The sequence below is a fragment of the Streptomyces lavendulae subsp. lavendulae genome (assembly GCF_002803845.1).
In the GTDB taxonomy this organism is placed as follows: Bacteria; Actinomycetota; Actinomycetes; order Streptomycetales; family Streptomycetaceae; genus Streptomyces; species Streptomyces lavendulae.
Map to the genome: position 1 here is coordinate 427,691 of NZ_CP024985.1, position 24,325 is coordinate 452,015.

Annotated in this window: 26 protein-coding genes and 2 pseudogenes; 20 read left to right on the forward strand and 8 right to left on the reverse strand. The window is 72.5% G+C overall.

Going from position 1 to position 24,325, the window contains the following annotated elements:
- Positions 1-125: 125 nt before the first annotated feature.
- From SLAV_RS02130 to SLAV_RS02145, 4 genes are all read left to right on the forward strand, one after another.
- Entirely contained in the window at positions 126-422 is a 297-nt protein-coding gene (locus tag SLAV_RS02130; protein WP_030226572.1) for a DUF2188 domain-containing protein, read from the forward strand.
- Between the two features lie 710 nt (positions 423-1,132).
- Positions 1,133-1,756, forward strand: a complete 624-nt coding sequence (locus SLAV_RS02135) for a TetR/AcrR family transcriptional regulator (protein WP_030226570.1) — start codon at positions 1,133-1,135, stop codon at positions 1,754-1,756.
- 185 nt (positions 1,757-1,941) lie between these two features.
- The gene (locus SLAV_RS02140) at positions 1,942-2,517 is read left to right on the forward strand and encodes an NADPH-dependent FMN reductase (protein WP_030226568.1); all 576 of its coding nucleotides are present in this window, start codon (positions 1,942-1,944) and stop codon (positions 2,515-2,517) included.
- Between the two features lie 29 nt (positions 2,518-2,546).
- A complete protein-coding gene (locus SLAV_RS02145) occupies positions 2,547-2,921 on the forward strand; it encodes a nuclear transport factor 2 family protein (RefSeq protein WP_030226566.1) in 375 nt (124 codons plus the stop codon).
- A gap of 72 nt (positions 2,922-2,993) precedes the next feature.
- On the opposite strand, the gene SLAV_RS02150 is transcribed toward SLAV_RS02145, so the two are convergent.
- Entirely contained in the window at positions 2,994-3,245 is a 252-nt protein-coding gene (locus tag SLAV_RS02150; protein ID WP_030226564.1) for a hypothetical protein, read from the reverse strand.
- Between the two features lie 486 nt (positions 3,246-3,731).
- On the opposite strand from SLAV_RS02150, the gene SLAV_RS41705 reads away from it, so the two are divergent.
- Positions 3,732-3,905 (forward strand): hypothetical protein, encoded by a 174-nt coding sequence (locus SLAV_RS41705; protein ID WP_199922129.1) that lies wholly within the window; start codon positions 3,732-3,734, stop codon positions 3,903-3,905.
- Here the strand turns inward: SLAV_RS41705 and SLAV_RS02160 are convergent.
- The gene (locus tag SLAV_RS02160) at positions 3,900-4,535 is read right to left on the reverse strand and encodes a TetR/AcrR family transcriptional regulator (protein ID WP_051840392.1); all 636 of its coding nucleotides are present in this window, start codon (positions 4,533-4,535) and stop codon (positions 3,900-3,902) included. The two genes, SLAV_RS41705 and SLAV_RS02160, sit on opposite strands and share 6 nt — an antisense overlap.
- A 127-nt stretch (positions 4,536-4,662) precedes the next feature.
- Between SLAV_RS02160 and SLAV_RS41710 the strand changes: the two genes are divergently transcribed.
- Genes SLAV_RS41710 through SLAV_RS02170 form a run of 3 tightly spaced genes read left to right on the forward strand, consistent with a single transcriptional unit; the run spans position 4,663 to position 5,657 of the window.
- The gene (locus SLAV_RS41710; protein WP_030226561.1) at positions 4,663-4,971 is read left to right on the forward strand and encodes an alpha/beta hydrolase; all 309 of its coding nucleotides are present in this window, start codon (positions 4,663-4,665) and stop codon (positions 4,969-4,971) included.
- 10 nt (positions 4,972-4,981) lie between these two features.
- Positions 4,982-5,206, forward strand: coding sequence for an alpha/beta fold hydrolase (locus tag SLAV_RS41715; RefSeq protein ID WP_030226560.1), 225 nt, complete (start codon positions 4,982-4,984; stop codon positions 5,204-5,206).
- Positions 5,193-5,657: a DUF1569 domain-containing protein gene (locus SLAV_RS02170; RefSeq protein ID WP_030226554.1), complete on the forward strand. Its 465-nt coding sequence runs from the start codon at positions 5,193-5,195 to the stop codon at positions 5,655-5,657. The genes SLAV_RS41715 and SLAV_RS02170 overlap by 14 nt, the downstream gene beginning before the upstream one ends.
- Positions 5,658-5,679: 22 nt before the next feature.
- Here SLAV_RS02170 and SLAV_RS02175 read toward each other — a convergent pair whose 3' ends face one another.
- Positions 5,680-6,843 (reverse strand): ROK family transcriptional regulator, encoded by a 1,164-nt coding sequence (locus SLAV_RS02175; RefSeq protein ID WP_030226553.1) that lies wholly within the window; start codon positions 6,841-6,843, stop codon positions 5,680-5,682.
- 276 nt (positions 6,844-7,119) lie between these two features.
- Here SLAV_RS02175 and SLAV_RS02180 point away from each other — a divergent pair, with 276 nt between their 5' ends.
- Positions 7,120-8,586, forward strand: coding sequence for an APC family permease (locus SLAV_RS02180; protein WP_030226551.1), 1,467 nt, complete (start codon positions 7,120-7,122; stop codon positions 8,584-8,586).
- A gap of 693 nt (positions 8,587-9,279) precedes the next feature.
- Here SLAV_RS02180 and SLAV_RS43565 read toward each other — a convergent pair.
- Positions 9,280-9,582, reverse strand: a pseudogene (locus SLAV_RS43565) (phosphopantetheine-binding protein); the annotation flags it as partial.
- Positions 9,583-9,602: 20 nt separating this feature from the next.
- Here SLAV_RS43565 and SLAV_RS02195 point away from each other — a divergent pair.
- Together SLAV_RS02195 and SLAV_RS02200 are read left to right on the forward strand one after the other, a co-directional pair.
- Positions 9,603-9,965, forward strand: a complete 363-nt coding sequence (locus SLAV_RS02195; RefSeq protein ID WP_030226544.1) for a DUF1304 domain-containing protein — start codon at positions 9,603-9,605, stop codon at positions 9,963-9,965.
- A gap of 5 nt (positions 9,966-9,970) precedes the next feature.
- The gene (locus SLAV_RS02200; protein ID WP_199922128.1) at positions 9,971-10,537 is read left to right on the forward strand and encodes a TetR/AcrR family transcriptional regulator; all 567 of its coding nucleotides are present in this window, start codon (positions 9,971-9,973) and stop codon (positions 10,535-10,537) included.
- Here SLAV_RS02200 and SLAV_RS02205 read toward each other — a convergent pair.
- Positions 10,500-11,435 carry an aldo/keto reductase gene (locus tag SLAV_RS02205; RefSeq protein WP_078950137.1) on the reverse strand — a complete coding sequence of 312 codons (936 nt, stop codon included), beginning with the start codon at positions 11,433-11,435 and terminating at the stop codon, positions 10,500-10,502. The two genes, SLAV_RS02200 and SLAV_RS02205, sit on opposite strands and share 38 nt — an antisense overlap.
- Positions 11,436-11,590: 155 nt before the next feature.
- Between SLAV_RS02205 and SLAV_RS02210 the strand changes: the two genes are divergently transcribed.
- Together SLAV_RS02210 and SLAV_RS02215 are read left to right on the forward strand one after the other, a co-directional pair.
- Positions 11,591-12,481 carry an SDR family NAD(P)-dependent oxidoreductase gene (locus SLAV_RS02210; protein WP_030226538.1) on the forward strand — a complete coding sequence of 297 codons (891 nt, stop codon included), beginning with the start codon at positions 11,591-11,593 and terminating at the stop codon, positions 12,479-12,481.
- 70 nt (positions 12,482-12,551) lie between these two features.
- Complete coding sequence (locus SLAV_RS02215) at positions 12,552-13,136, forward strand: TetR/AcrR family transcriptional regulator (RefSeq protein WP_030226536.1); 585 nt, start codon at positions 12,552-12,554, stop codon at positions 13,134-13,136.
- A 240-nt stretch (positions 13,137-13,376) separates the two neighbouring features.
- On the opposite strand, the pseudogene SLAV_RS02220 reads toward SLAV_RS02215, so the two are convergent.
- A pseudogene (locus SLAV_RS02220) lies at positions 13,377-13,547 on the reverse strand (winged helix-turn-helix transcriptional regulator); the annotation flags it as partial.
- A gap of 3 nt (positions 13,548-13,550) precedes the next feature.
- Here SLAV_RS02220 and SLAV_RS43570 point away from each other — a divergent pair.
- Both SLAV_RS43570 and SLAV_RS02225 read left to right on the forward strand, forming a co-directional pair.
- Positions 13,551-13,925: a three-helix bundle dimerization domain-containing protein gene (locus SLAV_RS43570; RefSeq protein WP_425276232.1), complete on the forward strand. Its 375-nt coding sequence runs from the start codon at positions 13,551-13,553 to the stop codon at positions 13,923-13,925.
- A 79-nt stretch (positions 13,926-14,004) separates the two neighbouring features.
- Positions 14,005-14,283, forward strand: a complete 279-nt coding sequence (locus tag SLAV_RS02225) for a hypothetical protein (RefSeq protein WP_030226533.1) — start codon at positions 14,005-14,007, stop codon at positions 14,281-14,283.
- A gap of 23 nt (positions 14,284-14,306) precedes the next feature.
- On the opposite strand, the gene SLAV_RS02230 is transcribed toward SLAV_RS02225, so the two are convergent.
- On the reverse strand, positions 14,307-17,066 hold the full coding sequence (locus SLAV_RS02230) for an ATP-binding protein (protein ID WP_030226532.1): 2,760 nt from the start codon (positions 17,064-17,066) through the stop codon (positions 14,307-14,309).
- A gap of 183 nt (positions 17,067-17,249) precedes the next feature.
- Between SLAV_RS02230 and SLAV_RS02235 the strand changes: the two genes are divergently transcribed.
- From SLAV_RS02235 to SLAV_RS02255, 5 genes are all read left to right on the forward strand, one after another.
- Positions 17,250-18,914 (forward strand): XRE family transcriptional regulator, encoded by a 1,665-nt coding sequence (locus SLAV_RS02235; RefSeq protein ID WP_267884251.1) that lies wholly within the window; start codon positions 17,250-17,252, stop codon positions 18,912-18,914.
- Entirely contained in the window at positions 18,833-19,531 is a 699-nt protein-coding gene (locus tag SLAV_RS02240; RefSeq protein ID WP_030226528.1) for an alpha/beta fold hydrolase, read from the forward strand. The genes SLAV_RS02235 and SLAV_RS02240 overlap by 82 nt, the downstream gene beginning before the upstream one ends.
- Positions 19,532-19,782: 251 nt before the next feature.
- Positions 19,783-21,078, forward strand: a complete 1,296-nt coding sequence (locus tag SLAV_RS02245) for an FAD-dependent monooxygenase (protein ID WP_030226527.1) — start codon at positions 19,783-19,785, stop codon at positions 21,076-21,078.
- 33 nt (positions 21,079-21,111) lie between these two features.
- Positions 21,112-22,095 carry a MerR family transcriptional regulator gene (locus SLAV_RS02250; protein WP_051840388.1) on the forward strand — a complete coding sequence of 328 codons (984 nt, stop codon included), beginning with the start codon at positions 21,112-21,114 and terminating at the stop codon, positions 22,093-22,095.
- Positions 22,096-22,200: 105 nt separating this feature from the next.
- Positions 22,201-23,421, forward strand: coding sequence for an alpha/beta hydrolase family protein (locus SLAV_RS02255; protein ID WP_030226523.1), 1,221 nt, complete (start codon positions 22,201-22,203; stop codon positions 23,419-23,421).
- A gap of 75 nt (positions 23,422-23,496) precedes the next feature.
- Here the strand turns inward: SLAV_RS02255 and SLAV_RS43355 are convergent, their stop codons facing one another.
- Positions 23,497-24,195: a DUF6247 family protein gene (locus SLAV_RS43355; RefSeq protein ID WP_341869040.1), complete on the reverse strand. Its 699-nt coding sequence runs from the start codon at positions 24,193-24,195 to the stop codon at positions 23,497-23,499.
- Positions 24,196-24,325 lie beyond the last annotated feature (130 nt).

Consider the following 24,325-nt stretch of genomic DNA (forward strand, 5'->3'; position numbering starts at 1 on the left):
CAGGGACGGTGCCGGGGTCTGGTTCGGGGCTGCCGGTACGGGCAGAAGCCATCCAGGCGGACACCAACAGGCGGCGTGCGGCCCCACGCCCGTCAGAGTCCGCCTGCCGGCCGAGGAGAGCGATCATGGCAGGGAAACAGACCATCTACCACGTCTCACCATCCGGCGAGCGTGCGGCGGCAGCCGGCGTGAAGTGGCAGGTCGAGGGCAGAGAAGGACGCCGGCTCCTGCACGAGCCGCACCGCACCCAGCAGGACGCGATCGACGCCGCCCGCCGCCACGCCAGGCAGCACCAGCCCGCCCAGGTCATCGTCCATGCCCTGGACGGACACATCCGCAGCGCCTACACCTACGGCGAGACTCCCGCCATGCCCCCCGGCGAGCGTGGCCGCAAGGCCGGAGAACAGGGAGGCATCTCCTGAAGCACGACCACCACACTGCGGGCCCGGAGGTGTCCGGGGCGAGCTCCTGGGGCGGCGACCGGAGGCGCTCTGCAGGCGCCGTCAGCGGTGGCAGGCACGGGGCCGCTCCAGCGGGCTCAGGGCAGCAGGTACCGAACCACCGCTCCTGGATCACACCTGACCCGGGGCGCAGGCGTGCGGGCGACGGAGAAGGCAGTTCCGCCGACTGCGAGCCACCGCCCCGTGGCGCCCGGGCCGTCGAACCCTCTGGACGAGGTGAGGGGCGGGCGGCTGGTCGGCGGATCGCCGTGGACAGGTCGGCAGGGCCCGCTGGGCCCGGATCAGGCTCAGCGGCCGACCTCGCTCAGGGCAGCGGCCGCCTGGGCGAGGTCTACGAGCTCGCTGTCGGGGCCGAACTGGTGCAGGTCGCCCCCGGGCGACTCGATGCGTCCGGCATCGGCCAGGCCGCCGGCCTTGAGGGGGGCGAACCCGGGCCGTGCGGTCGAGTCGCTCGGCCGTCGCCACGGCGCCCTCGTCGTCGGTGGCGCGGCATACGGTTCGCGCTCACGGCGAGCACCTCTGCAGCGAGGGTGCCGAACGCCTTGATGGTGTCCGGGACCAAACGGCGAACACGACCGCGTCCGACTCGGTGATCGCATCCCGCACACCGGAACATCACCCTCGTGGGCATGCACTTGACATAGAAGTCAAGCAGTCGCTTGACTTCTAGCGTGAGCCCAGACAAGACGGACCTTCGCCGCGAGGCAGGTCAGCGAACCCGGAACGATCTGCTGACAGCCGCCTTGGAGCTGCTCGCGCAACGGGGGCAGGAGGGGGTGACCCTCCGCGAGATCACCCAGAACGCCGGGGCCAACGTGGCCGCGGTGAGCTATCACTTCGGGTCGCTGAAGGCCTTGTGCGACGTGGCGATCGAGCACGCGCTGGAGCACTACCTGGACGCACAGATCCGGGAGCTCGACGCCCTGACGGGGACTGCCACCCTGAGCGAGCTGGCCGAGGCCTTCGCCCGGCCGATGATGAGCGCACTCACGGCCGGGGGGCGGGACCTGGCCGTGATACGGACCGTGGCCCGGGTCGGGATCGACCCACCCGAAGGGTGGGACCGGCTGGCCGGGAAGTTCGAGCAGGCGCGGCGGCAGGCGGTGCGGATCCTGGCCGCGCATCTCCCCGGGACCGACGAGCACGAGCTCGTCTTCCGCGTCCGCTGCGCGGCCGGGATGCTGAACTGGCTGGCAGTGGCGCCCATCGGCGCCGAGCTGGCGGCCGAACCCGCCGAGCGGGTGGAACGGATGCTCGTCCCCGTGGTGACCGGCGCGTTCCGGGGTACCCCGTAAGCGCCTGAAGCCGCCGAAAGACCTTTCCGTGCCGGCGTCACGATGAATTCAATCGCTTGCTTGACAGCGACACCACCTGCCGCCCACACTTTTAATCAAACGTTTGAATGGATTCTCTCGGACGGACCGTCCAGACCGTGCGCGGCCCGCAGACGCGAAGCACGACGACAAGGCAGGCACGCATCATGCCCACCATCGGCATCATCCTCGGAAGCACCCGGCCCCACCGCGTCGGCGACCAGGTGGCCCGCTGGGTCCTCGACCGCGCCTCGCGCCGGACCGACGCCGGCTTCGATCTGCTCGACCTTCGCGACCACCCACTCCCCCACCTCGACGAACCGATGCCACCCTCGCTCGGGCAGTACCGGAACGAGCACACCCGGCGCTGGGCCCAGACCATCGCCGCGTACGACGGATTCGTCATCGTCACCCCCGAGTACAACCACGGCATCCCCGGCGTACTCAAGAACGCCCTGGACTACCTGTACGCCGAGTGGAACAACAAGGCCCTCGGCCTGGTCTCCTACGGCGCCTCCGGCGGTGTGCGGTCCGCCGAGCACCTGCGTCTGGTCGCGGGCGAACTCCAGATGGCCGATGTGCGCCAGCAGGTCGCGCTCTCCCTGATCACCGAGTTCGAGAACTTCAGCGTCTTCCGGCCCGGCGACCACAACGTGCGCGCGCTCGACACGATGCTCAACCAGGTGCTCGCCTGGACCACGGCCCTCGCACCCCTCCGAACGGCCCCGGCCGTCGCGACCTGACCCACCCGGCCCACACGAACGGACTCACCATGACCGGATCCCCCGCCGATCTGATGCGGGTCAACCTGCTCGAAGTCTTCGGCGAACCCGACGCGGACCGCCGGGCCGCGGTCATCGCCGAGAACTACGCCGAAGACGTGGTGTGGCACGAACCGGACCGCGTCAACCACGGGCGCACGGAGTTCGTACGCCGTGCCGCCGAGCTGCTCGCCGAGACCCCGGGCTGGGTCTTCCGGCCCACGGGCCCCGCGTCAGGGCTCGACGACATCGGCCACCTCGGCTTCCACTACGGCCCGGCCGACGGCCAACCGCCGGTGGTCAGCGGGATGGACATCGCCCGCACACGGGACGGTGTCATCATCGAGCTCTACACGATCATCACGGGAACGAGCCGGCCGTCCTAGGCAGCCCTCGGCAGGCCTCGCCAGCCCGGAGCGCGGTGGCCTCGCCCCGGTGGCGGGCGCCCAGCTCCCCCTCTACCCGTCCTGACCGGTCCCGGCGGCAGGCGTGACCTGAGCGGTCCAAGTCCAGGGCTCCTGAGGCGGGTCCCAGCTCACCTCGACGGCGATGTCGTGGAAGTCGCGCGCGAGTTCCGTCACCATCCGGCCCGCCGCGGCCCGCGCGTCTTGTGGATCGGTGTCGATCGGCACGTTCAGGTGCCCGCAGAGCATGCCGCCTTCCATGGTGAGGATGCTGTGGCGCCAGCCCTCCGGCCTCGCCAACAGCACGACCGCCTTCGGAACGCCCCACTCGGGTCTGTACTCCGGTCTGGGCCACTCGGACTTCCTGGAGCAGTTCGGCGTACGCCTTGTCCGGATCCGTCTCCGGCACGGCATGACGGTGCGGCTCCGCGAGCGATCGCAGTACAGGCCTCTTGGTGGTCACGGCCATGGCGGTGCCCCTTCCAGTGGGAACGTGGGGGTGAGAGGAGCTTGCGGCCCCCGTCCATCCGAGCCGGGCGAGGGCGGCAGTAGCGGAGGCTCACGTACGGGGGCGGTGTGGTCCGACGGTCATCGGGCATCCCTTGTCGGCTGAGCCACGGCCATCAGGGCCTCGCCTCCTCATCGAACTTCTGGTGAAGTCCCGGTGAACGGAGGAACGGCGGGGCCGCGGGCTCGGTTCATGCCGCCCCGCGCGGCAGGCGGCACTTCGTCACCTCTGAGGCCGGGAAGTGGCCCGGGCAGCCCCGGGCGGCGGGGCCCGGGACCCGGCCGGTGCGCGAAGGTGAGCAACTGCGCTACGAGTCCGCCGAGCTCCTGAGGCTGCCCGGCGCCGGTCGGCCGTCGGCACCGGCCCGGATGCGGTGCCGCAAGGAGGCGTGCCTCAAGGGCACCGGGACCGGCCTCACCCTCGGGCTCGCCGACCCCCGTGCCGGCTATCGGCTATGAGGACGGTTCGTCCGCGCCCCGGCCGTCCGGGCGGTCCGCTCGGATCAGCGTGGACACCGCCTCGGTCAGCCGGACCCGTGCCGATTCCGGGGACTCCAGGTAGCCGGCGGCCATCGCGCCGTCGCGGAGCATGAGGAGCAGCGCCGCGCCGGCGGGCGGGTCCGGGTGGCCGGCCCGGGAGAGGAGGTCGGCCAGCAGCTCCCGGAGCCAGGCTCGGTGGCCCGCCACCGCGACGCGTACCGGGTTCCCGGGGTCGGGATATTCGGCGGCGGCGTTGAGGAACAGGCAGCCGCGGAAGCCCGGACGGCAGATCTCGGCCGCCACGCCCGCGACGAGCGCGTGCAGCAGGTCCAGGGGCGTGGCGATGGTCTCGGCGGCTTCCGCGGCGGTCGCCCGGACTTCGGCGTCCCGCCGTTCCACGTACGCCAGGACCAAGGACTCCTTGCCGGGGAAGTGCCGGTAGAAGGTCGCACGGGTCACCCCGGCTTCCTCGATCACCCGGTCCACGGGCGTGGCGTGGATGCCCTCCGCGTAGAACACCCGGCCGGCGGCGGCCAGTAGCCGCTCACGCGCCGGGGACGGGGAAGAGGGGCGCTCGGGGGCCTTGCGCGGCGTGGTGGCGGAGGGCATGCGGCCACCGTAGCAGCAGCGAAACAGAACGGTCTGTCTTGCGCTGGCTTGACTTGGACACCGCAAGAGGTAGAACGTTCTGTCTCGCAGCTGTGAGCCCTGATCCCCCTGGAAGGAACTCTTCGCCGTGCCCCCTCCGCCTGTCCTGTTCATCCACGGCGCCTGGATGACTCCCGACTGCTGGGCCTCGTTCCGCTCCTTCTTCGAGGCCCGGGGATACCGCAGCCACGCTCCCGCCTGGCCCGGCAAGGAGGGCGGCGCCGAGGCCGTCCGCAGTGACCCGGACGTCCTGGCGGGGCTCGGCGGAAAGCGGATCATCGACCATTACGCCGGGGCGATCGCGGCGCTGCCGGAACCGTCGGTGCTCGTCGGCCACTCCTTCGGCGGGCTCTTCGTGCAGGTCCTGCTGGACCGCGGTCTGGGGGCGGCGGCGTAGCCCCTTCGCGGTGGATTTCGCCAAGGCCGACCGCGCACCGCTGCTCCTGGTCGGGGGCGGGCTCGACCGGATCGTGCCCGCGTCCCTCAACCGGGCCAACCACCGCCGCTACCGCTCCGGGACCGTCGACTACACCGAGTTCGCGGAGCGCACCCACTGGACCATCGCGCAGGACGGCTGGGAAGACATCGCCGCGCACATCACAGGATGGATCGAACGCCATGTCCGGCCCTGAGTCACGCCCCGGCCTCGAAGAGCTCGTCCGGCGGTTGCGGTGCGCGGCGGAGGACGGGCGCCTCGACGAGCGTCTGCTCGCCCCCGGTGCCGCGTGGAACCTCTCCCTGACGCTCCAGCACTGCGCCCAGAGCGTGGGCTACTCCATGACCGGCTACCCGCTCCTGCGGCCCGGGTTCTTCCGGCTGACGGCCGGACGCCTCGCCAAGGCCGTGTTCCTGCGACGGGGTGTGATGCGCCATCCGCTCGACGCCGGGATCGACGGGGCGCCTCCCGCCGACCCGGAACTGCCGCCCGGGGCCGCCCTCGCGGCTCTGGTGGAGGTGGTGGCCGGCTTTCTGGAGCACGGCGGACCGCATCCGCCCCACCCGGCGTACGGTCCTTGCACGCACGGGGAGTACGCGGCGCTGCACGCGATGCACGTCGCCGAGCACCTGCCGGGACTGCGGTGACGGGTCCTCGTCTCCGGGCTGGTCAGCGCCGCCGGAAGGCCATGTCGCGGGCGGCGTCCAGGGCGGTCGCGACGGCGCCCATGAGGACCGCGTCCTCGGCCAGCGCTCCGGCGACGATCTTGGGTCGCAGCGGCGTGCGCGTGCGCAGCGAGCGGCGGATGACGGGCAGGAGGAGATCGGCGCTCTGGCCGACGCCTCCGCCGAGGACGACGAGGTCGGGGTCGAGGACCGCGGCGGCCGCGGCCACGATCAGGGCGAGGTGTTCCCCCTCGGTCTCCACCGCCTTCAGCGCGGCGGGGACCCGGGCGCGGGCGGCGTCGAAGACGTCCGAGGCGGTGAGCGGTCCGGTCATCCCGTACTCGCGGGCCGTGGCGACCACGGCCTCCGCGCACACCACGGCTTCGGCGTCGGGGCGTTGTGCGCGGCCGGGCCACGGGAGGAAGCCGATCTCCCCCGCGCCGCCATGGGCACCGGTGAAGAGCCGGCCCTCGCTGACGACTCCCATGCCGAGGCCGGTGCCGACCATCAGGTAGAGGAAGAGCCTGCTGGACGCGCCGACACCGAAGGCGTATTCGCCGAGCGCGGCCAGGTTGGCGTCGTTGTGCAGGGTGATGGGCATGCCGAGCCCGTCGCCGAGCCGGTCGGCGAGACCGGGGCGCCCCCATCCCGGCAGGTTCCGGGCGTAACGGACGCGCCGGGACTCCTCGTCGAAAACACCGGGGGTACCGACCACGGCGTGGGTGACCTTGGCCTGGTCCACTCCCGACTGCTCCATCAGGGCGCGGGCCGCGCCGACGACGAGATCGGCCAGGACTCCGGAGGTGCGGGCGGTGTTGCGCACGGCGGAGCGGGCCACCACGGTCGCGTCCAGGTCCGCGAGGGCGACCCGCACCCACCCGCGGCCGATGTCGATGCCGAGTGCGTATCCGGCCGTCGGATCCGGCGCGTAGAGCACGGCGGACCGGCCCCGTTCGAGGGAGAGCGTGCCCACCTCGTGCACCAGCCCGGCCTGTTCCAGTACCGCGAGGGCACTGGAGACGGTCGGCTTGGACAAGCCGCTGTCGCGGGAGAGCTGTGCCCGGGAGGCCGGCCCGCCGGTGCGCAGACGCTCCAGCAGCAGCCGCTCGTTGGCGCTGCGCTGGCGTTGCGGATTCCAGGGCTGCTCGGCGCCCCCGTCACTGCCCATCACGCAAACATTCTCGCATCACTCCTGGTGGGCCGGTGTTTCCCGGCGGATCTCCCGGAGTAGGGACTCCGGCCGCCCGTGCGTCATGACGCCTCCGCACGGTGGGTGCCTCACCCGGCCGCGGCTCGGCGCATCCGCACGTGCCGCGCCCGCAACTCTTGACGCACATAAGTAAAGGTTCCTAACTTGAGCGCCCGAGAGCCCGTACTGCGCCTCAACAGGCCCTGCGGTGCTCCGTCCTGCCTTCCGAACCACCACCCGCTCAGGGAGCCCCCCATGTCCGGATCCCCGCCCGCGAACGGCGGCTTCACCCGCCGGATCGGCCTGTTCCAGGCGACCGCCATCAACATGAGCCAGATGTGCGGCATCGGCCCCTTCGTCACGATCCCGCTGATGGTCGCCGCCTTCGGTGGTCCCCAGGCCGTCGTCGGCTTCCTGGCGGGCGCGGTCCTGGCCCTCGCCGACGGACTCGTCTGGGCCGAGCTCGGGGCATCGCTGCCCGGCTCCGGCGGCAGCTACGTCTACCTCCGCCAGGCCTTCCAGTACCGAACGGGCCGCCTCGTGCCGTTCCTGTTCGTCTGGACGGCCATGCTCTTCATTCCGCTGATCATGTCGACGGGGGTCGTCGGCTTCGTCCAGTACCTCGGCTACCTCGCGCCCGGCCTGGGGCAGACCGCCGGGGACCTGACCGGGCTCGGTGTCATCGCGCTCGTCGTCCTGCTGCTGTGGCGGGGCGTCTCCCACATCGCGCGCATCACCACCGTCATGTGGGTCGTGATGATCGCTGCGGTGACCCTCGTCATCATCGCCGCCGTCACCCACTTCAGCCCCGGGCGCGCCTTCGACTACCCCGCGGGCGCCTTCGACTTCACCTCCACGACGTTCTGGGCCGGCTTCGCCGCCGGGCTGACCATCGGCATCTACGACTACCTCGGCTACAACACCACCGCCTACATGGGCGCCGAGATCAAGGATCCCGGCCGCACCCTGCCGCGCGCCACGGTCTGGTCCATCCTCGGCATCATGGCCATCTACCTGCTCCTCCAGGTCGGCGCGCTCGGCGTGATCGACTGGCAGCGGATGCTCGACCCGAAGGACGTCGCCGCCACCTCGGTCGCCTCCGCCGTGCTGGAGGAGACCTGGGGCCGGGGCGCGGCCCAGGTGGTCACCGTACTGATCCTGGTCACCGCCTTCGCCTCCGTCTTCACCGGGCTGCTCGGCGGCTCCCGGGTGCCCTTCGACGCCGCACGCGACCGGGTGTTCTTCCGCGCGTACGCGAAGATGCACCCCAGGCACCAGTTCCCCGTACTGGGTCTGGCCACCATGGGCGCCATCACGGCCGTCGGCTTCCTCATCGGCCGGCACACGGACCTGGTCACCCTGATCCAGCTGCTGACCACGGTGATGGTGCTGGTCCAGGCGCTCGCGCAGATCGCCGCCCTGACCGTGCTGCGCAAGCGGCAGCCCGCACTGCCGCGCCCGTACCGCATGTGGCTGTACCCGCTTCCGTCGGTGGTCGCGCTCGTCGGCTGGCTGGTGATCTACGGGTACGCGGACCACAACGCGCCGGGCCGCCACCCGATCGAGTGGTCCCTGGCCTGGCTCGGCCTCGGCTGCGTCGCCTTCGTCGTGTGGGCCCGGTTCGAGAAGGTCTGGCCGTTCGGCTCCCGCGAGGTCCGCGAGGAGTACCTGGAAGCGGCACGGTCCCCGGAGGCGGGGCCCGTGCCCGCCTCCGGCAGCTGAGGTACCGGGGGCGCCCGGCGGACCAGGTCCGCCGGGCGCCCCCGCGGTTCCGTGGCCCTCGCCAGGCGGGGAGCGGCGGCAGGAACCCGGTGCCCGCGAGGTAGCGGACGCAGACCCCGAGGAGTGCCGCGTCGACCGGCGGGCACTCAATGCCGGAACCGGCCAGTGTGCTGAGCGTGCTGGACTGGTCGTACCGGACGTCCACCGCGGAGCGGCCCGGGTTGCGGTCGCTGAGGAGCATCGCCGCCACCAGCGCGCCGTCACCGGCGGAGACGGCCTCTTCCGTCGCGGCGGCCGGCCGGTCGCGCCACACGTCCGGGCGCAGGCCCTCGATCCGGTACCCGGCTTCCCGCAGTGCCTCCTCCAGCGCCCGGACGGGGAGCAGTTCGGTCCGGTTCCGGTGGTGGGCCCGGCCCTGCGCGTCGGGGTTCGGCGACAGCCGGACGATGGCGGCGGCGACGTAGTCGACGGGCACGATGTCGACGGCCGGCTCCGGCTCCCCCGGATCCGGCCCGGTCCGGGGCCGCTCCGATGGCGGCCATCGCCCGGCCCGGCGACGTACCCGTTGCCGGACACCTCGGCCGGGTCGAGCCGCCGGTCCTCCGTGATCACGTCGGGGTTGTCGCCGGTGGCACGGTCGGCGTCCGCCGCCGGGCCGGTGCCGGGCCGCGGGGCGAGGGGCGCCAGCGCGGCGACCGTCGGGGTCTCGAACAGACGGCGCGGGGACAGATCGGCCCCGGTGGCGGCACGCATCCGGCCGATGTGCCGGATGGACAGCAGGGAGTGGCCGCCCGGCTCGAAGAAGTTGTCGTCCACGCCGCCCTGCGGCAGCCCGAGGACTTCGGCGAACAGGGTGCACAGCAGCTCCTCCCGCTCGTTCGCGGGTGCGCGCCCGGCAGCCGCGGCCTTGCGCTCCTGACGGGCGGGCGGCCACGTGGGGGGGGAAGGTAGTTCATGGACAGCCGTCCATGTATTCTGGACATCTGTCCATGACATCTCAGGGAGGGGCTACACCCATGGAGACGACCGCGACCGTACTGGTCGGCCTGGTGGCCGCACTGCACGCGTATTTCCTGGTGCTGGAGATGTTCCTGTGGGAGCGGGCCCCCGGCCGCAAGCTCTCCGGGTTCAACGCGGAACTCGCCCGCGCCACCGCTCCGCTCGCCGCGAACCAGGGCCTGTACAACGGATTCCTGGCCGCCGGCCTGCTCTGGGGCCTGTTCGCCGCCGACCCGACCGGGTTCCAGGTCCGGGTGTTCTTCCTCGGCTGCGTACTGGTCGCCGGGGTGTACGGGGGCCTCACCGCCAACCGGCGCATCCTGCTCGCCCAGGCGCTGCCCGGCGCACTCGCGCTCGGCGCCGTCCTGCTGGCCGGGTGAGCGGCGTGCCGGAAGACCCCCGTACGGAACGGACCCGGGCCAAGCTGCGCACAGCCCTGCTGGAGGAGTGCGCGAGCCGCCCGCTGGAGGCGGTCAGCGTCGCGGCCCTGGTGCGCCGGGCCGGGGTCGGCCGGGCCACGTTCTACCTCCACTACGCCGACCTGGAGGCGCTGTCCGTCGACGCCTGCGCCGAGATCGTCCGTGCGGCCGTGGACGCCCTGCACGCCTGGCGCGGCGTCCCCGACCCCGCCGCCCCACCGCCGGCCCTGACCGCCTTCTTCGACTCGCTCCCCCAACACGCCGGGCTCTACCGCGAGTTGCTGCGCCCGGGCGGCGGCGGGCCGCTCGGCCTCGTCCTCCACCAGGACCTGCGCGCCCGCAGTCGCGCCGAGCGCGCCCTGGCCGGCGCCCCGGAGCCCGACCTGATCGCCTCCGCCGTGGCCGCGACCTTCGCCGGGATCCTCGCCGACTGGCTCCACGGCCTGATCGAGGCCACCCCGGCCGAGATCGCGGGACGGGTCTGGCGCCTGCTGATCACCCTCCACCGGGCCCCCGGCCCCGACTGGGGCTGACCAGCCCCGACATCCGGCGGGCGATGCGCCGCCAGCGGGAGGGCCTGCCACCGAGCCGGGGCGGGTCGGACGTCTCGGGGGCGGGGCCGAGCCGGCGGCCCGAGTCGAGCCCGCCCAGCGCGGCCAGGTCGGACGCGTCCAGTTCGAAGCCGAAGACGTCCAGGTTCTCGCGGATCCGGGCGGGGGTGACCGACTTGGGGATGGCGATCACGCCCTGCTGGAGGTGCCAGCGCAGCACGACCTGGGCGGCACTGCGGCCGTGCCTGCCTGCGACGGCGAGCACTGCGGGCTCCGCCAGCAGGTCCTTGCCCTGGCCGGGCGGGGCCCAGGCCTCGGTCGCGATGCCGTGGGCGGCGTGGGCTTCGCGCAGTTCCCGCTGCCGGAAGTACGGGTGCAGTTCGACCTGGTTGACGGCCGGAACGAGCGGGCTCTCGGCGTGCAGCCGCGCCAACTGGGCAGGGCCGAAGTTCGAGACGCCGACGACCTTGGCCCGCCCGCTCCCGGCGATCTCCTCGAAGGTCCGCCAGATGGCCGGGTACTCCTCGTGCATCGGGCGCGGCCAGTGGATCAGGTACAGGTCCACGTGATCGAGGCCCAGCCGGTCGAGGGAGGCGTCGAACGCGCGCAGCACGTTGTCCCGGCTCCATGTTTCGTCGCGGTCGTTCCACAGCTTGGTGGTGACGAAGAGCTCCCCGCGCGGCACCCCCGAGGCGGAGATCGCCCGGCCCGCGCCCCTCTCGTTCGCGTACACGGCGGCCGTGTCGATGCTGCGGTATCCCGCTTCGAGGGCGGTCGCGACGGCGGCCTGCGCCCCGGTGTCCGGCACGCGCCACAGCCCGAAGCCCAGTTGGGGCATGCGGGTGCCGTTGTCGAGGGTGACGAAGGGGACTTGATTCACGTGACGACCGTCCTCTGATCCGTGCGTCCTGTGCGACCGGCACCGCTCGTGGCGCCCCTGTGGCGCCACATGAAACGGATAGGCAATCCGCATACATGGTACGGTCGAGCGAACCGGATAGATCATCCGGATGATTGTCTGGAGGTGGACGCCTCATGAAGAGGACAGCCGTGGTCACGGCCGGAACGGCCGGTATCGGCCTGGAGACGGCCCTGGGGCTGGCAGCTGCCGGGTTCTCGGTCACAGTGGTCGGGCGGGACGCCGAGCGGGGCGCCCGGGCGGTCGACCGGATCAACGCGACGGGTCCGGCCCGTCCCTCCCGGTTCCTGTCCGCCGACCTCGCCTCTCTGGACGACGTACGCACCCTCGCCGGCCGGATCAGCGCCGACCACGCCGCCTCGGGCCAACCGCTCACCGTACTGGTCAACAACGTCGGGGCGATGTTCCCGGAGCGGCGGGACCTGGGCGGAGTCGAGGCCTCGTTCGTCGTCAACCACCTCTCGCCGTACCTGTTGACCGAGCTCCTGCTGCCGACGCTGACCGCCGGCGCGCCGAGCAGGATCGTGAACGTGACCTCGGGCGCGGTCGGGGTCGCCAAGCGGGGGTTCGACGCCGTCGAACCGCCGGGCGGCTACTACGGCTTCCACTGGTACGGCCGCGCCAAACTCGCCAACCTCACCTACACGCTCGACCTGGCGGCACGGCTCGACGGCACGGGCGTATCGGTCTTCGCCGCCGACCCCGGCGGCGCCGCGACCGACATGACAGACGGCACCCTGACCGACCCGAAGATCGTCTCACCCGCCCTGCGACTGCTGTGGCCACTGGTGCGCCGCCGGTTCGCCCGGTCCACTTCGGGTCCGGCGTCGGTCGCGGCCCGGCCTTCTATCGCCGCCGCCACGGACGAAACCCTGACGGGACGGACCGGCGTCGTCATCGGCCCCCGGGCCCGACCGGTGGCCCCGCTCCGCCATGCGGCCGACCCCCGCGCCGCCGAGGCCGTACGCCGCCTCAGCGAGCGGCACGCACCCCTCACGCCGCCCTGACCCGGCCCGACCGGCCATCCGGGCACGGGCACACGGCTATCCGGATCAGCCATCCGGATAGCATGTCCCCATGACGACGACGCCACTGCGCAAGGACGCGGCCCGCAACTGGGAGCGGATCGTCGCCGTCGCCCGCGCTCTGGTCGACGAGGGCACACCGTTGCAGCTCAACGACGTCGCCCGCCGCGCCGGACTCGGAGTCGGCACCGTCTACCGGCACTTCGCCACGCCCGAGGCGCTGCTGGAGACGGTCGCCGCCCCCGGTCTGGAAGCCCTGGCCGTCCACGGCGAGCGGGCGCTGGCCGAAGCCGACGCCTGGCGCGCGCTGGAAGGCTTCCTGACCCGCACCGTCGAAGCGCAGGTCACCGACGCCTCCCTGGCTCCCGTCACCGCCGCGCCGACGCACGCCCTGCCGCGCACCACGGAACTCACGCGCTCCTTGTGGTCGGCCGGCACCGCGCTCCTCGACCGGGCCCGCACCGCCGGGGCGGTCCGCCCCGACCTGGCCCCCGCCGACCTGGTTCCGCTCATGTGCGGCATCGCACACGCCGTGCACATCCACGGCGGCGCCACCCCCGCCGACCGGATCGACACCGCCCACCGCTACCTGACCGCCCTGCTCGAAGGCCTGCGTTCCACACCGCCGACCGCGTAGGGAAGGGCACCACGCAGGCGTGGCGCCCTCGGGATTTTGACCACTGTTCATCCGGCCGGGGTGCTGATGGTCGAACCGGAGGACGCACCGGACGCACCGGACGCCGACGGTGGCCCGGGTGACGGCGGTGGCATCTCGGAGGCCGGAGCTCCCGCCGGGGCAGCGGCGGCCGGGAAGCGGGTGACGAGAACACGGGCAACAGTGGCGAGAGCAACGACGACTGAATGGCGGGCATCCGAGGAGGTTCTGGGTGAGCATCTTGTGGCTGATGCCTTCGATCTCGTTCCGCAGCTCGCCGAACCGCAGGGTGTCCCCTCCGAGGGCCTCGATGATCAGGAGCGCCCATTTGTTCGCGACGCCCGAGAAGGTCTCCCGTCCGAGAGAATCCGCGCGCCGCAGATCATGCCCCAGCTGATGTACCTGAAGGGCGGAGCACCGGCAGAGGGCGGGCAGCTTGCTGCCGACCTGTGCCACCACCGGCCGCGCACGGCGGCGAAAGATCGACTTCCGGGCCGGAACCGACTCCGCGACACTGTGGAAAAGGCGATCCCCGAGGAAGGACCGAGGTACGTGATCGCGGAATCGGACGATGCCCTCACCAGCCGCCATGTAGCCGAGCGCCTGATCAAGAGCCACCCCGCACTCGACGTCGACCTGGTACAGAAGTCGGCACAAACGGCGTACGAAGAGCTCAGGTACGCACGCGTGCGCGCCTACCTGCCGGTCCTCATGGAGCGCAGGGCCAAGGACCTGCTGTCCTCCGACGCGCTGCCCGCAGGCGATACCTGAGGTTCGACGGGCTGCGGGAAGGCACGGTGGCTACCCTGGGAGTGGGGCCGAGGCCAGGGATCCGGTGGGAGGCGCGCCGATGAGACGACGTCATCACTTCCACATCGAGTACGCCGGGCACTCGGTCAGCGCCACCGTCCAGACGGGCCGCACCCCTGTGGTGTGGGTCCTCGTGGACGGCAAGGAGACGGGGCACGGGACGACCCGCGGCGACCAGCCCGTCACCTTGGACGTGGAGCTGCCGTCCGATCCGCCGGTCGAGGTCGCCGTGCGCGCGACGCCCGGCCCAGGTACGCCGCAGTGCGTACTTCTGGCAGACGGTGTGGAAGACCAGGTCATGGCGCCACGTCCGTTCTGACGGCGAGGCACGGGTGTGGCCGCTCAGGGGTGGTCCAGCCGCTCCAGCGCATCGCGCAGTGCGGCCCTGCTGGCGATGCCCAGTTTCGGGAAGAGCTGGTGGAGGTGCGTCGAGACGGTGCGCGGCGAAAGCCCCAGCTTCTCGGCGATCTGTTTGTTGGTCAGGCCCGTTGCGGCCAGGCGGGCGGTCTCCCGCTGCTGCGGTGTCAGAGCGGAGGCTCCGGGCCGGGGCACCGGGGTGCCGCAGGCGCGCAGCTCCTGGTGGGCCCGCTCCGTCCACGGGTGCGCGCCGAGGCGCCCGAGCGCTTCCGCCGCGGCGCTCAGGTGCGTCCGCGCCCGGGCCGGTGCCTTGGCGCGGCGGAGGCGCTCGCCGAGGTAGAGGTGAACGCGGGCGTGGTCGAAGGGCCAGCCTTCGGCGCCCTCGACGGCCAGGGCGGCGTCCAGGCCCCGTACGGCCTCGGCGTCGCGCTCCGACGCCAGCGCCGCCGACGCGAGCAGCACCATGGCCAGCCGCGGGGACACTGCTGCGAGGCCCGCCTCGCGGGCCGCCCTGACGTGTTCGGCGGCCTGCGCGCGTCGGCCCGTACGCACCGCGGCCTCGACCTGGTCCATGATCGCCCACACGGCGTGCCCGGCGAAGGGTGAGAAGGTTCCGGTCGGCGTGATCCTGGCGGTCTGGCGGTGGGCTCCTTCGAAGTCGCCTCGTGACAGGGCGATCAGTGCGCGGGCGTGGGCGGCGTAGCAGCCGACGGCGTGGCCCCGGCGGGACCCGGCCCACTGGTCCATCTGGTCGGCCAGGGCGCCGGCGGCCGCGTAGTCACCGCAGACGGTGTGGACGCACGCCAGCACGAACTTTCCGGTCCAGGAGCGCAGCGGGTAATCGAGCTCCTCGCACCAGCGCAGCCCTTGCCCGGCCACCTGCCGCAACTCCGGCCAGCGGCCGCTGAACCAGGCGTGGCTGCTCCACAGGAACGAGGCCTGGATGGCGGGGAAGATGTTCTGCCCGCCGAGTCCGCCGCGGGCCGTGAGCCGGAGCGGTTCTTCCATCGCGCCGAGTCGGTCCGCGTAGGCGCCGGCGGTGGCGATCCGTACGATCCGCACCGGATCCGGGGTGCCGGGGAGCGCCCGGATGGCGCAGTCGAGCCGTTCCCAGTCGGCCGGGCGGGCCCGGGCCGGGTCGGCGAAGGTGGCCCGCAGCAGTTCCAGGGTGTCGGGGACGGAGGTGCACTTGGACAGTGCCGCATCGAAGTCCGACCACAACTCGGGGCGGCCCGCGTGGACGCACACCATGAACAGGGTGGACATCGCCTCGGACAGGGTGGCGTCGGTCAGGTCGTACGGTTCGGGCTGCAGGGCGATCGCGCCGGACAGCAGACGGTGGGCCGTGTCGATGTCCCCGTAGCTGTTGAGCAGGTACATGGCTGCGGCCACCGCGGCGGCCGGGGAGTCGGCGTCGGGGCCGGCCCGGCGGGCTTCGTCCAGCAACCGCGGAACGTGGCGTACGTCGCCGGTGAGGTTCGCGCCCACGTACGCCGCCTTGGCCAGCCGTCGGGCGTACGCGTTCGGCGCCGGGCTGAGTTCGGCGGCGCGGACGAGCGCCGACACCGCGTCCGGTCCGTCGCCGCGGCGGGCGCCGATGTCGGCGGCTTCCTCCAGCAGCGCGGCGATCTGTTCGTCCGGCTCCTCCGCGGCCTGCGCCAGGTGCCGGGCCCGCTGTTCGGGGACCTCCGTCCAGGCCTCCGCGAGCGCCCGGTGGACGTTGCGCCGTTGGTCACTGGTCGACAGTTCCACCACCGCGGAGCGGACGAGCGAGTGCCGGAAGGCCAGCCGTCCGGTCGCGTCGTCGACCCGGACGAGTCCCGTGCGCTCGGCTGGAGCCAAGTGTCCGAGGTCGCACCGCCCGGCTACCGCGCGGCGCACGACCAGCATGTTTCCGCTGCCCTCCAGCGCGGCGACGAGCAGCAGGTGCCGGGTGGCCGGTGGCAGGTCCTCGATGCGGGAGCCGAACGTCGACTGGAGCCGCCGGGTCAACGGGATACGGCCCGGCAGGGCGCGGGAGGCGGTGCGCTGGGACTCGGTGAGGGCGGCGGGGAGTTCCAGCAGGGCGAGGGGATTGCCCTCGGCTTCGGCGATCAGACGCCGCCGGACCCTCGGGGCGAGCGCGGGGAAGCGGCGGCGGAGCAACGCGTCGGAGGCGGCCTGGCCGAGCGGACCCAACTCGTGAAGGGGGAGCCCGTTGTGGTCGAAGAAGCCCTGCTCCCCCGGCCTGACCGTGCACACCAGACCCGTTCCCGTCCCCGGGAGCCGGCGCGCCACCTGCCCGAGGACCACGGCGCTCGGCCGGTCCAGCCACTGTGCGTCGTCCAGTACCAGGAGTGCGGGCACCTCACGGGAGGAGTCCGCCATCAACGCCACCACGGCTTCGGTGACCACGTCGTGGCCGGGGGCCGCGTCCGGCTCGGATCCCAGGACCCCGGCGAGCGCCGGCATCCGCTCCGCCCTGGACCGGGTCCCGGGTAAGGAGGTGAGGAGCTGTTGCAGGGCGCCGTAGCCGACCTGTGTCCGGTACTGCACGCCGGTGGCTCGCAGCACGGGCGTTCCCGTGGCTTCGGCCCTCCCGGTCAGGGCGGTGAGCAGTGCCGTCTTCCCGATTCCCGGCTCGCCGGCCAGCACGAGCGATCCGCCGTGGCGCGGTGGACCGGCCAGGAAGACGCCCAACCGTTCCAGTTCGTCCTCGCGGCCGATCAGGGAGCCGTCCTGTTCCGCCCCGGACCCGTCGGTCACGTTCGCTCCCTCCCCCGCCCGGAGCGGGCTGCACGACAGGCCGACCGGGCCTACGTCAGATGACGGAAGCGACGGCGTCCGCCCGGATTCTAATGTCCTTCGTGTGATTCGTCCGCCCGTCGGGCCACACCGTGCAGCGGAGAGGAAGTGTGCTCCATTTCTGGACGTCCCGGTTTCGCAGAGGTGCTGCGCGGTCATCGGCACGCGGCACGGATGACGTTGGAACGGCTGGCCGAGCTGTCGGGGGTCAGCGCCCGGGCCCTGTCGGACATGGAGCGCGGGCGGAGCAGGGGACCCCAGCACGGGACCGTGGCCGCTCTGGCGGACGCCCTCTCGTTGGAAGGGGACGTCCGGGAGCGGTTCGTCGGTCTGGCCCGTGACGGACGGTTACGCGGCCACAGGGAACGCCCCGGCAGCCCCTGCGAACTGCCCTGCTCGGTAACGGACTTCACCGGTCGCACGGCCGAACGGGTCTGGCTGAGCCGGCTCGTGTACGAGGAGAGCGCTCCCGGTACCGGTGTGGTGGGGCTGATCACCGGTACCGCGGGGCTGGGAAAGACCGCGCTCGCGGTCCGTGCCGCCCATGCCGTCCGGCCGAGCTTCCCCGACGGGGTGCTCTTCCTGGACCTGTGCGGCATGTCCCGGCAGCCGCTGTCCGCCGGCGACGCGCTGCGCTCGCTCCTCCGCGCCCTGGGTGTCGCGGAGCGCCAGATCCCGGACGGCGTACCGGGGCGCGCCTCCCTGTACCGGTCGCTGCTGCGCGACCGGCGTGCGCTGGTGGTCCTCGACAACGCCACGTCCGAGGAACAGGTGCGGGCTCTGATGCCGGGAGGGGGCGCGAGCCGGGTCTTGATCACCACGCGCCGCCTGCTCGCGGGGCTGGAAGGCGTACGCAGGCTCGCGCTCGGGCCCCTGTCGCTTCCGGAGTCCGCACAACTGCTGAGCGGAATCCTGGGCGGAGGAGCCGTATCCGACCGGCAACCGGCCCTCACCCGGCTCGCCGAGCTGTGCGGCGGTCTGCCACTGGCCCTGCGGATCATCGGGAACAGGCTGCTCAGCCGCCCCGGGTGGGACGCCGACGAGCTGGCCGCACGGCTGGCGAACGAGGGGTGCCGGCTGGATCAGTTCACGGCCGGCGATCTCAAGATCGCCCATGCGTTCGGGATGTCGTACGCGCAACTCTCCGATTCCTCCAGGCGGATGTTCCGGCGGCTGGCCGGGCTACCGGGACAGGATTTCGACGCCGACCTGGCCGCGGTCGCCGCAGGGGTGTCGGTCGAGGACGCCTGGGCCGCTCTCGACGACCTCGTCGACCTCGGCCTGCTCCACGACGGCGCCGCGGGCCGCTTCCGCTTCCACGACCTGGTCCGCCTGTTCGCCCGCGACCGGCTCCACAGGGAGGAGCCCCTGGCCGAGCGGGAGGCACTGTCCGCGAGGGTGACGTCATGGCTGCGACGCTCCGTGGCCCGGCATGGCCGTCCCGGTCGGCCTGCCGCCGGTCCCGTCGCTCCGTCCGACGCGGAAGCGGCCGCTGCTCCCGGCGACGCGGCGCGGCGGGCGCCCCGTACGAGCCCTGCTCCGGCCCTGCTCCCTTCGGAACCACCCGGCGACCCCGGGGGCGGGCGGGGCAGGAGGCCGACACGGCCCTGCCAGGTCCCGCCCGTACTTCTGCGTGCTGTTCCGCATGGTCCGTCCTCCTCACCACGGCTTGACTCTCGTGCACCGGGACAGACGGCATGGCCTGTCCCTCCAGCTCAGGAGCGACCATGGCAACCATCAGGAACATCGTGCTCGTGCACGGTGGCTTCGTGGACGGATCGGGCTGGCAGGGGGTCTACGACCACCTGACCGCCGACGGCTACCGGGTGGCCGTCGTACAGAACCCGACCCTGTCGCTGGCCGGTGACGTCGCCGCCACCCGACAGGTCCTCGACGGCCTCGACGGGCCGGCCGTGCTGGTCGGCCACTCCTACGGCGGTGTCGTCGTCACCGAAGCCGGCGCCCACCCGAACGTGGCGGCCCTCGCCTACATCGCCGCGTTCGCGCCCGACGAGGGCGAGTCCGTCAGCACCCTGATCGCCGACCCGCCGCCCGGGGCACCGGTACCCCCGATCCTGCCGCCCCAGGACGGGTTCCTGTTCCTCGACCGGGACCGCTTCGCGGCCTCCTTCGCCGCCGACGTGCCCGAGAAGACGGCGGCGTTCATGGCCGACTCCCAGGTCCCCTGGGGCGTCGAGGCGCTCGAAGGGGCGGTCTCCGAGCCGGCCTGGCGGACCAAGCCGTCCTGGTACCTGGTCGCCACCGACGACCGCATGATCCCGCCGCCCGCCCAGCGCGCCATGTCCGACCGGGCGAAGGCCGTCGTCACCGAGACCCCCGGCAGCCACGCCGTCTACGTCTCCCGCCCGGCCGTCGTGGCGGCCGTCATCGCCCAGGCCGCCCAGGGGGCGGGCGGCCAGGCGTAGGCCGTCCCCCGCACCAGGACGTCTCGCCCGGCCAAGCGCCGGGCGAGACCCGTTCACGCTGCCGTCCACCGGGAAGAAGTCACACCATGGGTTCTGCCCCCACCCGCCGCCAGGTGCTCGCCACCGGCGCCGCCCAGCGCGCCGGATACCCGACCGCCGCCGAAGCCACCGACTGACCGGTCCTCGTCCACGGCCGGGTCTCCCGCCGACGAGCCCGGCCGGCACGACCGACGAAAGGCAGGAACACAGCGATGAGGGTCAGTATCGTGGGCGGCGGAATAGCGGGGTTGACCTGCGCGCTGAGCCTGCACGCCGCCGGCTTCCGGCCCCGGGTGCACGAGGCCGCGCGGACCATCGAGCCGGTCGGTGTGGGGATCAACCTGCTGCCCCACGCCGTCCGCGAACTCGCCGAACTCGGCCTGGCCGGGGAACTGGCCTCGATCGCACTGCCCCCGCACCGACTCGGCTACCACGACCGGTCGGGCGCTCCGGTGTGGGAGGAGGAGCTCGGACTGGCGGCCGGCTATCACTGGCCGCAGTACTCGGTGCACCGCGGCCGTCTCCACGTCATGCTGCTGGCCGCGGTGCACGACCGCTTGGGGCCGGACTCCCTCCACACCGGCCGGCTGTTCCAGCGCTTCGAGCAGACGGGGACCGGCGTCCGGGCCCACTTCACCGACCGCACGACCGGTACCCCGGTGGTGGAGGACGCCGACGTACTGATCGGCTCCGACGGCATCGACTCCGCCGTGCGCGCACAGCTCCACCCCGACGAGGGCCCCGCCCACTGGAACGGTGTGCACATGTGGCGCGGGGTCGCTCGCTCCCCGCAGCTCCTCGACGGCCGTTCCATCGTGGTGGCCGGCGGCACCCCCGGGGCGAAATTCGTCGCCTACCCGATCGAGGACCCGCAGACCGAGGGCGGCGAGGCCCTGCTGAACTGGGTGCTGGAGGTACGGCGCGCAGAGCCGGCCGGCTCGCGGGCCCGGTCGAGCCGCCGTGTCGCTCCGGAAGAGGCCCGCGCCGGCCTGGCGGACTGGAACCTGCCGTGGATCGACCTGGAGACGCTCGCCGAACGCTCCCCGGCCGTCTTCGAGTACCCGATGCTCGACCGCGACCCGTTGCCCCGCTGGAGCTTCGGGCGCGTCACCCTGCTCGGCGACGCCGCCCACCCCATGTTCCCGATGGGCATGAACGGCGGATCACAGTCCATCGTCGACGCCCGCGTCCTGGCCTGGTGCCTGGCGCACGGACCCGACCCGGCGGCGGCGCTCCACCGCTACGACGGCATCCGCCGCCCGACCGTCGACGCGGTCGTCCTGGCCAACCGGGACCTGGGACCGGAAGAGATCATCGCGCGCGCCGCGGAGCAGGACGGAACGCTGCCCGCCGGCCGGGCGGAAGCGATCGCGAACCGCTACAGGAACCTGGCCGGAGCCACGGTGGCCGAGGTCAACACCCACCCGTCGTGGACGGTTCCTGACCCTGCCACCGCCCTGACGCGCCGGCAGGCCGCCGGGAGCGCCCCGCCTTCGTCGGGGCCTTGAGTCTCCAGTGACTGGAGACAGCAGAGTGGGGGCATGGACGATACGACCCTCTACTCGATCGGGGAGCTTTCCCGGCGGACCGGCTTGTCCGTGAGGACCATCCGGTTCTACTCCGACTCGGGGGTGGTAGCGCCGACCACCCGAAGTCCCGCCGGCTACCGGCTCTACGACCTCGACGCACTGCTCCGTCTGGAGCTCCTCCGCACACTGCGTGAGCTGGGCATGGACCTGGCCACGATTCAACGGGTACTGGACCGCGAGCTCTCCGTGGCCGAAGTCGCCGCGGCGCAGGCCGACGCGATCGGGGTCCAGATCCGGGTGCTGCAACTGCGTCGGAGCGTTCTGCAGGCCGTGGCCAGATGCGGGTCCGGTCCCGAGGAGACCAAGCTCATGCACAGGCTCACGCAGTTGTCCGGCGGGGAACGCCGCCGTCTGATCGACGACTTCATCAACGAAACCTTCCACACCACGGATGCCGACCCGGCCGCGGCGGCCATGGTTCGCGCCGCCACACCCGACCTCCCCGATGATCCGTCCAGCGAGCAGGTCGCCGCATGGGTGGAACTCGTCGAGCTGGTCGGCGACGAGGACTTCCGGGCCCGGATGCGGCGGACGGCCGGTTGTCAGGCCGCTGGGCGCACGCTCGGCATCGAGAACGAGGCCGGCGAGGAACTGATGGACTACACCCGCCAGAAGGTATCCGGTGCGATGGGGTCGGGCGTCGACCCGCTCGGCGACGAGGGCGCAGCCGTCGCCGACGACCTCGTGCACCGCTTCGCCGAGGCGCTCGCGCGCACCCCTGACACCGAGTTCCGGGACTGGATGGCCCAGCAGTTCGAGGAAGCGCACGACCCCCGGGTGGACCGGTACTGGCGGCTGGTGTGGATCGTCAACGGATGGCAGGTGGTACCGGACCTGATCCCGGTGCACCCCTGGCTCGTCCAGGCCCTGCGACATCGCCTGCGGACGGAAGCGGACCGCAGCGGCGGCGCCGATCACATCAACCCCGGGGTGTAAGCCCGTGGGCCGATGCCGCGAGGGAGGGGGACATGACAGGTTTCAGCTGTGCCCACGGACTGGCCGTCGCGGCACGGTTGACGATCCGCCACCACGGCAGGGCCCATGACCACCACGCCGTCCACCAGCCGGAAGGGCATGACGCGCCGCGGAATGCTGGGAGCCGCGCTGGTTGCCGGGGCCGCCGTGCCCCTTGCCTCCGTTGCCGGTCCCGCGTGGGCCGACCCCGTTACGGCCGCCCCTGCCGCGACGCGGCTCACGCTGCCCGCACCGACCGGGCCGTACCCGGTCGGCACGGTCCAGCTGCACCTCGTCGACCGGTCGCGTCCGGACGACATCGCGGGCCCCGGGCACTTCCGCGAGCTGATGGCGAGCGTCTGGTACCCCGCCCGCGACGCCCAGCGGTACCCGGTGGCGCCCTGGATGCCGTCCGGCGCGTTTCAGGCGTTCCTCGCCGATGTCGGGTTCAGCGATCTGGCTTCTCTGGGGCCGCTCACTGCCGGTCACGTGGGTGCTCCGGTGCGGCGATCGGGCCAACGCCTGCCCGTCGTCCTGTTCTCGCACGGCGCTCGCAGTCACCAGGGCGACCACACCGTCATGGTCCAAGAGCTCGCGAGCCACGGGCACGCGGTCGTGACGATAGCTCACCAGTACGACACGTACACCGAGTTCCCCGACGGCCGGATCGCCGTCCCGCTCCGCGACCGGCCGGCGCCGACGATGCCCGGGGACTTCGCCGCCGACCTGCGCTTCGTCCTCGACTGCGTCGAGCAGCTCGCCGCCGGGTGCAATCCCGACGTCGACCGCAGGGAGCTGTCGGCCGGGCTGCTCGGCTCCCTCGACCTGCGGCGCATCGGCGCGCTCGGCTGGTCGAAGGGTGGGACGGCCACCGCGTGCGCCACGCTCGCGGACAAGCGGATCCGGGCGGGGCTGAGCCTCGACGGCCCGATGCAGATGAACCCGCCGCTGGCCGGCGACCTGGACCGACCGTTCATGATGATGTCCGCCGCTTTCACCCGGGCCACGGACCCCGAGGCCGCCGCATTCTGGTCACACCTGAGGGGCTGGCGGCTGGACATCCAGGCCCAGGGCGCCGCCCACATCTCGTACGGCGACAATGAGGCCCTGTACCCACAGGTGGCGAAGCTGTACGGATGGAGCGCGCAGCGGCTCCAGGGCGCGATCGGCACGCTCGATCCCGACCAGGCGGTGAAGATCCAGCAGGCGTACCCGCTCGCGTTCTTCGACGAGCACCTGCGCCACCACCCGGGGCGCCCGCTCGACGGGCCGTCCCCGGCCTTCCCGGCAGTGACCTTCCTCCCCTGACCACCCCGGACCGCAGTACGGCGGTTCCTCTCGTGCGTCAGCCCCAGGGGGAGCGCAGCGCCCATGGCTGACCGGTCAGCGGCGGGAGCCGAGGACGTCGTCCAGGTCCACGAAACCGGTCTCGTCACGGCCGGAGTCCATGTACGCGTCGACAGCCGGGGCAGCGGCGACGCGCAGCTGCCAGCCGCGTACGACGTCGTGCAGCGGGGTGAGGCTGTAACTGTGGCGGGAGTCCTCCAGGGCCTTGGCCCAGTCCCGTTCGAAGGCCGGCACCCAGGTGTCGGCGCGCCGGTCGGCGCGCAGGCGGGCGAGCAGTCGGGCCGCGGCAGCCGGGGCCGGCGGGGCGGGGGCTTCTTCAGGCTGCGCGCTCACGGGCTCCTCCATACGGGTCGTACCGCCACGGTAGCCGCAGCCGGGGTACGGGGAGAGAGGTTCGGCCGTCCTCACGCGGGTGAGCACCCATGCGAGGATCGTGGTTCCACCTCGGACGAAGTGGAGTTGCACGCCGTCCATCGACTCCGCCCACAGTCCCTCGGCGTCGAGCACGGAGGCCGCGACCAGCCGGGCCTCAGCGACGAGTTCAGGGTCGCACTTGAAGGCCGGCCAAGGTAGGACGGGGTAGCCGTTCTCCTCGCCGAACTGCCGCACCCTACGGAACTGTCGGGTAGATCCTGCCCCCGCTCCGGCCGGCCGATTCCGCTGGTCAGGGACTGCGGCCAGGGATCCGTCCAGGCTCGGGAGCCGCTCCGGAGACGGACTCGGCTGCGTCAGCAGCCCTCATCAGCGGTCCGTCGAGCCTGCGGACACCAGTCTCCGGAAACGGTTACGGGGGCTGCGGTCTGCGAGCCGCTCGTCACCCTGGGTTGCCGATACGGCCGGGCCGGCCCGGGTTGGACCTGCGCAC

Coding starts and splice junctions, on each gene's coding strand:
- SLAV_RS02130 (WP_030226572.1), top strand. CDS start 126: ATGGCAGGGAAACAGACCATCTACCACGTCTCACCATCCGGCGAGCGT.
- SLAV_RS02140 (WP_030226568.1), top strand. CDS start 1,942: ATGCCCACCATCGGCATCATCCTCGGAAGCACCCGGCCCCACCGCGTC.
- SLAV_RS02145 (WP_030226566.1), top strand. CDS start 2,547: ATGACCGGATCCCCCGCCGATCTGATGCGGGTCAACCTGCTCGAAGTC.
- SLAV_RS02160 (WP_051840392.1), bottom strand. CDS start 4,535: ATGCCCTCCGCCACCACGCCGCGCAAGGCCCCCGAGCGCCCCTCTTCC.
- SLAV_RS02170 (WP_030226554.1), top strand. CDS start 5,193: ATGTCCGGCCCTGAGTCACGCCCCGGCCTCGAAGAGCTCGTCCGGCGG.
- SLAV_RS02175 (WP_030226553.1), bottom strand. CDS start 6,843: ATGGGCAGTGACGGGGGCGCCGAGCAGCCCTGGAATCCGCAACGCCAG.
- SLAV_RS02180 (WP_030226551.1), top strand. CDS start 7,120: ATGTCCGGATCCCCGCCCGCGAACGGCGGCTTCACCCGCCGGATCGGC.
- SLAV_RS02195 (WP_030226544.1), top strand. CDS start 9,603: ATGGAGACGACCGCGACCGTACTGGTCGGCCTGGTGGCCGCACTGCAC.
- SLAV_RS02210 (WP_030226538.1), top strand. CDS start 11,591: ATGAAGAGGACAGCCGTGGTCACGGCCGGAACGGCCGGTATCGGCCTG.
- SLAV_RS02215 (WP_030226536.1), top strand. CDS start 12,552: ATGACGACGACGCCACTGCGCAAGGACGCGGCCCGCAACTGGGAGCGG.
- SLAV_RS43570 (WP_425276232.1), top strand. CDS start 13,551: ATGTACCTGAAGGGCGGAGCACCGGCAGAGGGCGGGCAGCTTGCTGCC.
- SLAV_RS02225 (WP_030226533.1), top strand. CDS start 14,005: ATGAGACGACGTCATCACTTCCACATCGAGTACGCCGGGCACTCGGTC.
- SLAV_RS02240 (WP_030226528.1), top strand. CDS start 18,833: ATGGCAACCATCAGGAACATCGTGCTCGTGCACGGTGGCTTCGTGGAC.
- SLAV_RS02245 (WP_030226527.1), top strand. CDS start 19,783: ATGAGGGTCAGTATCGTGGGCGGCGGAATAGCGGGGTTGACCTGCGCG.
- SLAV_RS02250 (WP_051840388.1), top strand. CDS start 21,112: ATGGACGATACGACCCTCTACTCGATCGGGGAGCTTTCCCGGCGGACC.
- SLAV_RS02255 (WP_030226523.1), top strand. CDS start 22,201: ATGACCACCACGCCGTCCACCAGCCGGAAGGGCATGACGCGCCGCGGA.